This window comes from Brevundimonas sp., assembly GCF_036399195.1.
Lineage (GTDB): Bacteria > Pseudomonadota > Alphaproteobacteria > Caulobacterales > Caulobacteraceae > Brevundimonas.
The window spans coordinates 1-6,654 of sequence record NZ_DASWNO010000124.1; the positions used below are offsets into that span (position 1 = coordinate 1).

Here is a 6,654-nt window from a genome sequence, read left to right on the forward strand (position 1 = left end):
TCGCCCGGCTCGGGCGGCGGAACGGGTTCAATGATGATAGCCGCTCTCCTCGTCGACCTTGCCCCGGAACACCCAGTAGACCCAGACGGTGTAGGCCAGGATCAGGGGCAGGATCACCGCCGTCCCGGCCAGCATCAGACCCAGGGCGTTGTCCGGCGCGGCCGCCTGCCGGAAGGTCACCGCATAGGGCGCGATGTACGGCATGAAGCTGGCCGCCAGCCCGAGGTATCCGGACAGAAACAGCAGCATGGAGCCGACGAAGGGCCAGCGATGCGAACCTTTGCGCGCCATCCCGACCACCAGCCACAGACCGACAAGGCCGATGGCGGGGATGAACAGCAAGGGCGCCAGCACACCCCAGTCGATGGCGAGCGTCGCGCCGACGTCGAAGCCCCAGCGCTCCGCGATGCGCGGGTGCACGAACAGGGTCGCCAGACTGACGGCCCCCAGAAAAGCCCCGACAAGCGCCGCGCTGATCAGCGTCCACCGTTTGGCGTCGCCGTGCAGGTTGTCCTTCGTCTTCATCATCAGCCATGCGCCGCCCAGCAGGGCGTAGCCCGCGACGACCCCGACCGCGACCAGCAGGGTGTAGGGCGTCAGCCAGTCGAACGGACCGCCGGCGAAGCGGTTGTCCTCGACCGTCACGCCCTGGATGAAGCCGCCCAGGATCAGGCCCTGCGCCGCCGCCGCGAGGATCGAGCCGCCGGCGAACATCTGCGTCCAGAACTTCCGCCCGCGGTTGCGGGCGCGAAAGCGGAACTCGAACGCCACGCCCCGCAGGATCAGCCCCGCCAGCATCAGCAGCACCGGCAGGTACAGCGCCGGCATCAGCACGGAATAGGCCAGCGGAAAGGCCGCGAGCAGCCCCCCTCCGCCCAGCACCAGCCACGTCTCGTTGCCGTCCCAGACGGGGGCGATGGTGTTCATCATCACGTCGCGCTCTTCCCTCGACTTCGCGAAGGGAAACAGGACGCCGACGCCAAGGTCGAACCCGTCGAGGGTGACGTACAGCAGCACCGAGACGGCGATCAGCCCGGCCCAGATCAGCTCGAGGTCAAGCATCAGCGGCCCTCCTCGGGCGTCGTGTCTTCCGGGGCCTTGGACAGGGCCCAGCCGGGCGGCCGGTTCTCTCTGGGCCCGGGCTCGGCCGCCGCGGCCACCGGGCCTTCGGCCATCAGCCGCAGGATGAAGATGGCGCCGGCGGTGAAGACGATCGAATAGACGATCATATAGGCGATCAAGCTGGTCGCCACCTCGCCCGCCGTCACTGGCGACACCGCGTCCCGAGTCCGAAGGACGCCATAGACCACCCACGGCTGCCGCCCGACCTCGGTCACCATCCACCCCGCCAGCACGGCGATGAAACCGGACGGGCCCATGGCCACGCAGAAGCGCAGGAACCAGCGGCTGTCGAACAACCGCTTGCGCCAGATCAGCACCGCCCCGAGCGCGCCCAGCAGGATCATCAGCAGGCCCAGCCCGACCATGATGCGAAAGCCGAAGAAGGGGATGAACGGCGGCGGCTGGTCCTCGCGTGGGAAGGCCTTCAGGCCCTTTACCACCTCGGTGCGCTCGATGCCCTGCACCGCCGCGCCGACGCCCGGAATCGATATCTGGAAGTGGTTCTTCTGGGCCTCGCGGTCAGGGATGCCGAACAGGTGCAGCGGCGGATTGGCCTCGCTCTCCCAATAGCCCTCGATGGCGGCCAGTTTCGACGGCTGGTGCTTATGCGCGACCTCGCCTGACCAGTGGCCCGCCAGCAGCTGCAGGGGAGCCAGAACGGCGATCAGCCCCACGGCCATGACCAGCGAGATGCGGCTTTCGTTCCAGCCGGATACGGCGCCGGCTTGGTTCTCCTTGAGAATCCGGTAGGCCGAGGCGGCGCCGACGACCAGACCGGTCGTCAGGAAGGCGGCCAGCAGCATGTGGACCAGCCGCGAGGGGAAGCTGGGATTGAAGATCACCTGCCAATAGTCCGTCGCCTCGAACCGGCCGTCCGCCATGATCTGAAAGCCCTGCGGCGTCTGCATCCAGCTGTTCGCGGACAGGATCCAGAAGGCGGAAATCGTCGTGCCGACGGCGACCAGCACCGTGGCCAGGAAATGCAGCCGCGGACCGACCTTCTTCCAGCCGAACAGCATCACGCCGAGGAAGGACGCCTCAAGGAAGAAGGCGGTCAGGACCTCGAAAGCCAGCAGCGGCCCGATCACGCCGCCGGTCAGCCGAATGAACTCCGACCAGTTGGTCCCGAACTGGTAGCTGAGCACCACGCCGGACACGACGCCCATGCCGAAGCTGAGCGCGAAGATTTTGACCCAGAAGAGGTAGAGGACCTTGAAGGCGTCGCGCTTCGTCCAGAGCCACAGCCCCTCCAGCACCGCCAGAAACGCCGCCAGCCCAATGGTGAAGGCCGGAAACAGGATGTGGAAGGCGATGGTGAAGGCGAACTGGAGTCGCGACAGCAGCAGCGCGTCGTAGTCCACGGTTTGGATCCTCGGCAGTCCTGACACGCTCAGGAATGCGCCCGCGCCGTCCTGGTGTCCATGTGCGAACCGCCGCGCGACCGAACGCCGCGAGATCAGGCGGCGGGAAGTTCGACCCAGAAGGTGGCGCCCTCGCCTGCGACTGACGAAACGCCGATCGAGCCGCCCTGCAGCTCGACCAGCCGCTTGGCCAGCGCCAGACCGATGCCGTGGCCCTCGACCGTCGAACGCTCCAGGCCGAGGCGGTTGAACGGCTCGAACAACTGGGTCTGCTTCTCGGGCGACAGCCCCGGCCCGCGGTCGGTCACCTCGATGCGAACGCCGTCGTAGATCTTGCTGGCGCGGAAGGTGACGATGCCGCCGGAGCGTCCGTACTTCACCGCATTGGAGGCGAGGTTGGACACGACCTGGGTCAGGCGCTGCGAGTCCGCCAGCGCCACCAGGCCGTCGCCTTCGCTGACGACCTCCAGCCGCAATCCTTGGGCCTCGGGCCGCAGGGCGACGGCGCGCTTCACATCCTCCAGCACGCCCGGCACGTCGGTCGGCCTCAGCTCGACCTTGACCGCCCCGGACTCGGCCCGGGCGACGTCCAGAAGATCATGAGCCAGCGCCTCGACCTGCCGCGCCGTTTTCACAAGCATATCGGCCATTTCCGTCTGGGTGGCGGTGATCGGACCGAGCTGACCGTTCTTCCACAGATCGCCGATGCCGATGATGCCGCCGACGGGGCTCTTGATCTCGTGCGCCACGTTGGCGAGCAGCCGCGACTTGGCCTCGGACGCGCGTTCGGCGCGCACCTGCCCCGTTTTGGCGCGATCCGACAGTCTGTCCCGCTCTTCCAGCAGCGCGGCGACCAGCATGATCGGCAGGAAGCCGAACAGGACGAGCAACTGCGCCATCATCGCGCGGTCTGGCCCGTCGAAGGCGACCGCATACGGACCGAGCCCCTGCATGCTGCCCCCGACCGCGATCACGGAGAGGATCACCAGCGCCGCGGTGACGCCCAGCATGCGCAACCGGACGGCGATGAGCAGGAGCAGCGGCATGATCACGAACGCGATCGGCATGTTCTGGTTCGAGAACACCACCAGCGCCACCGAGGTCACGAGACCGAGCAGCACCACGGCCTCAAGCGCGCGCGCCGGGGCGCGGAACTTCACGACTTCCCGCCGGGTCAGCGCCAACCCGAAGCTGGAGAGCACGGCGACGCTGAGCGCGTGTCCGAACCACCAGGTCTGGGCGGTTTCCAGGAAGCTGGCGTCCTGCAGCCACCACAGCATCCCGCCGACGAACACGGCGGCGGGAAACGGCGCGACGACGGCGGCGCTGAGCAGGAAGCGGACGGTCCCCTTCACCGAGGCGAGGTTGAGCGTGGGTGCGAACCGCCGCGCCAGCAGGACGGCGACGTAGATGTCCAGCATGTTGGCGACGGTGAACATCGCGACCAGCTCAGGCGGGTTCCCGGCCAGCAGATTGCCGGCCGCCACGCCGATGGCGATCAATCCCCCGAACGAGAGGTCGTAAAGCGGGCCCCGCGACGTCCTGAGCCAGACGGCGACGGCAAGACCGCCGGCGCCCCACAGCGCCGCGACGGCGTCGGCGGACCGGGCGAAGGTGATGGACAGGACGACGAGGACCATGACGGCCATGGCCGTGAACACGGGAGCCATCGGCTGGCCGAGGCCGCTGGAGGCCTGGGCCGCGTCGCGACCGGTAGCCCCCCCGGGGGTGGCGACGCCGGCGAGAGGCTCCAGGGGGTCGAGCGCGCGGCTCATCGGCATGTCTGGTCCCGGCGAAGGCGGATATCGTCTCCGCTATCTACCCCGTGGCTTCCTAATATCCCCTGAAGGTCAGGCTGCCGCGGCGTCAAGCGCGGCCATCAGGGCCCGCACCGACTCGGCCGGGCCCGCCGGATGGCTCCACACCGCGGAGCTGACCGCCACGAAGTCAGCCCCCGCCTTCGCCAGCACCGCGGCGTTCCCCGCGTCGATCCCGCCAATGGCGACACAGGGGGTCTCCACCGTCTCCTGCCAGATCGTGAGTATCTCTGGATCGGGGCGGTGCGTGGTCGCCTTGGTCTCGGTGGCGAAGAAGGCCCCGAACGCGACGTAATCAGCCCCCGCCTCGGCCGCATCCATCGCGAGCTCCCGGCTGTCGTGGCAGGTCACTCCGATCATGGCGTCCGGTCCCATCGTCCGCCGCGCCTCCGCGTAGGGAGCGTCCCCCTGTCCGACGTGGACGCCGTCGCACCCCGAGCGGGCGGCGAGATCGGGCCGGTCGTTCAGGATGACCGCCACGCCTCGAGCCTGCGCGACTGGCTTTAGGGCCGCTACGGCCGCGAGAACCTCGGCGTCGCCGACGCCCTTCAGCCGGATCTGCAGGGCCGCCACGTCCCCCGCGCCCAGCGCCTCTTCCAGGTCGCGGGCGAACGCCGGCAGGTCCGGGATCGATGGCGGCGTGATCAGGTACAGGCGACAGGGTGGGCGAACCGGAGCGACGGGGGGCTTGGCCATGCCTGGCAAGTGCGACGGCGGACCGCCTGCGTCAACCGCCGGCCTGCGAACGACTTGCATTCGCCGCATCTTTCCTGCTACAGCGAACCATTCGCAACTCGCATCGGGTCTTTCCGTGTACGTCTGCAACTGCAACGGCTTGAGGAAACGGGATGTCGCCGCCGCCATCGAGGCCGGCGCCGCGCGTCCCCGCGACGTCTTCGCCCGCAACCAGTGCACGGCCCAGTGCGCCAAATGCGTCTGCGAAATGCGCGAGATGATCCAGGAAAGCCGTCAATCCTTCGCCATGGCCGCCGAATAGCAGCGCCTGTTCGCGAGCGAGATTTACTCGCATTTTCAATGTCGTGAGAAGCTTTCTCAAGTAAACACCGCGCGTTTTTCCGTGTTAGAAGGTGTTGACAGCGGCTGGCGATTCCAGGAGGCCCCACGGCCTTCGCGCGGCTGACGGAACGACGACGATGAAGGGCGACCCCGCGATCATTCGCACGCTCAACGCGGTGCTCACCAACGAGCTGACAGCGGTGAACCAGTATTTCCTGCACGCGCGGATGTTCGAGAGCTGGGGCCTGAAACACCTCGGCCAGATCATCTACGACGAGTCGATCGGCGAGATGAAACACGCCGACATGCTGATCAAGCGGGTGCTGTTCCTCGACGGCCTGCCCAACCTGCAGGACCTGCACAAGTTGAAGATCGGCGAGAACGCCTTCGAATGCCTGGGCGCGGACCTGCAGCTGGAGCTGGGCGGCCGTGACACCCTCCTTGCCGGAGTCACCCAGTGCGAGGCGGCCAAGGATTACGTCAGCCGCGATCTGTTGATGCGCATCCTGTCAGACACCGAGGAGCACATCGACTTCCTCGAGGCTCAGCACAAGCTGATCGAGCAGCTGGGCGAGCAGAACTACCTGCAGTCCGCCATGACCGAGATTGCCCCCGACAAGAGCGCCACCGGCAACTGACCTAGACCACCTCGCGCCGCGCCAGATGGGCGACGGCGAGGATCAGCACGACCGCGCCCAGTCCGCCGCCGAGCGCCAGCGCGGTGTTCACGCGCCACGCCTCGGTCGCCAGCATGTTGACGGGCATTTGCCACGGGAAGAAGACGCCCTGCTTCGCCGCCGTGGCGACGACCGAGAAAAAGGTCCCGCCGATGCCGACGGCCAGCGCCGGCACGAAGCTGGCGAAGCGCAGCGCGGTCCACAGCTGGATAGCGATCAGCAGCAGGGCCGCCGCGACGATGCGGGCCATCAGCGTCGCCTGTGCAGCGAAGTCCATCGGCCCGCTGGCCGCGACCGCAGGCTTGACCGCGCCGGCGGCCAGAGCGGCTCCATAGGTCAGCATCAGGTTCAACCCGCTCATGGCCGCGACCACCGCGACCACGCAGACAGCCTTGGCGGCATAGAGTTTCCATCGCGCGACCGGCAGCGCCCGCAGGTGATCCCAGGCGCGTGGGCCGTGCTCCATGTGGGCGACCAGCGCCGTCAGCGCGGTGACGCTCATCGGCAGCATGAAGAAGCCCCAGATCGCGCTGGACGACTGCAGCCACATCTCCCACGGCATCGGCGCGCGCCCTCTCAGCATGTTGAAGAAGGTGAACACCGCCACGAGACAGGGCGCCGCCACCGCCAACAGCAGGGCCAGCGAACGATTGAGTTTGC

General features: G+C 67.8%; 7 protein-coding genes. 2 read left to right on the plus strand and 5 right to left on the minus strand.

From position 1 onward, the window contains the following. Positions 1-27: 27 nt before the first annotated feature. The 4 genes from cydB to thiE form a co-directional block, all read right to left on the minus strand. Complete coding sequence (gene cydB / locus VGB60_RS05790; RefSeq protein WP_331037313.1) at positions 28-1,062, minus strand: cytochrome d ubiquinol oxidase subunit II; 1,035 nt, start codon at positions 1,060-1,062, stop codon at positions 28-30. Further along, positions 1,062-2,483 carry a cytochrome ubiquinol oxidase subunit I gene (locus VGB60_RS05795; RefSeq protein ID WP_331037314.1) on the minus strand — a complete coding sequence of 474 codons (1,422 nt, stop codon included), beginning with the start codon at positions 2,481-2,483 and terminating at the stop codon, positions 1,062-1,064. The genes cydB and VGB60_RS05795 overlap by 1 nt, the downstream gene beginning before the upstream one ends. A gap of 95 nt (positions 2,484-2,578) precedes the next feature. Then, positions 2,579-4,258, minus strand: a complete 1,680-nt coding sequence (locus VGB60_RS05800) for a sensor histidine kinase (RefSeq protein WP_331037315.1) — start codon at positions 4,256-4,258, stop codon at positions 2,579-2,581. A 75-nt stretch (positions 4,259-4,333) separates the two neighbouring features. Beyond that, positions 4,334-4,996, minus strand: coding sequence for a thiamine phosphate synthase (gene thiE / locus VGB60_RS05805; RefSeq protein ID WP_331037316.1), 663 nt, complete (start codon positions 4,994-4,996; stop codon positions 4,334-4,336). Between the two features lie 115 nt (positions 4,997-5,111). Between thiE and VGB60_RS05810 the strand changes: the two genes are divergently transcribed. Next, positions 5,112-5,297 carry a (2Fe-2S)-binding protein gene (locus tag VGB60_RS05810; RefSeq protein ID WP_331037317.1) on the plus strand — a complete coding sequence of 62 codons (186 nt, stop codon included), beginning with the start codon at positions 5,112-5,114 and terminating at the stop codon, positions 5,295-5,297. A 157-nt stretch (positions 5,298-5,454) separates the two neighbouring features. After that, entirely contained in the window at positions 5,455-5,955 is a 501-nt protein-coding gene (bfr, locus tag VGB60_RS05815; protein WP_331037318.1) for a bacterioferritin, read from the plus strand. 1 nt (position 5,956) lies between these two features. Here the strand turns inward: bfr and VGB60_RS05820 are convergent. Next, positions 5,957-6,654: ABC transporter permease (locus VGB60_RS05820; RefSeq protein ID WP_331037319.1), on the minus strand; the 698-nt coding region annotated here is incomplete at its 5' end.

Bases quoted from the DNA above. Each gene is read 5' to 3' on its own strand.
- cydB (WP_331037313.1), bottom strand. From the start codon at position 1,062: ATGCTTGACCTCGAGCTGATCTGGGCCGGGCTGATCGCCGTCTCGGTG.
- VGB60_RS05800 (WP_331037315.1), bottom strand. From the start codon at position 4,258: ATGAGCCGCGCGCTCGACCCCCTGGAGCCTCTCGCCGGCGTCGCCACC.
- thiE (WP_331037316.1), bottom strand. From the start codon at position 4,996: ATGGCCAAGCCCCCCGTCGCTCCGGTTCGCCCACCCTGTCGCCTGTAC.
- bfr (WP_331037318.1), top strand. From the start codon at position 5,455: ATGAAGGGCGACCCCGCGATCATTCGCACGCTCAACGCGGTGCTCACC.